Origin of the sequence: Pseudomonas sp. O39 (assembly GCF_045447295.1) — a bacterium.
Lineage (GTDB): Bacteria > Pseudomonadota > Gammaproteobacteria > Pseudomonadales > Pseudomonadaceae > Aquipseudomonas > Aquipseudomonas antarctica_A.
The window spans coordinates 1-263 of the sequence record NZ_JBJGXV010000090.1 but is presented as its reverse complement, the minus strand read 5'-3'; the positions used below and the strand labels follow the sequence as shown (position 1 = coordinate 263).

The 263-nt window shown below is 61.6% G+C and carries 1 protein-coding gene; it reads left to right on the top strand.

Annotated features, from left to right (window positions below; all coding sequences use genetic code 11):
- Positions 1-263: hypothetical protein (locus ACI77D_RS29430; RefSeq protein WP_407018117.1), on the top strand; the 263-nt coding region annotated here is incomplete at both ends.

Below are 263 nucleotides of genomic sequence, written 5' to 3'. Positions count from 1 at the left end.
CATTACCACTACGACGAGCAAAACCGCCTGCACACCCATGCTGTCAGCCAACAGCAACACACCCTCTACCAGCGCCAATACGACTACGACAAAACCGGCAACCTCATCCGCCTGCTCGACACCCGTAAAGGCCAACACGACTACAACTACGACCCCCTCGCCCGCCTGACCCGCGCCGATCACTCGCAAGGCGTGCAAGAACGCTTCGGCCACGACCCAGCGGGCAACCTGCTGATGCAGGATCGACCGGGCCCGGACATCGT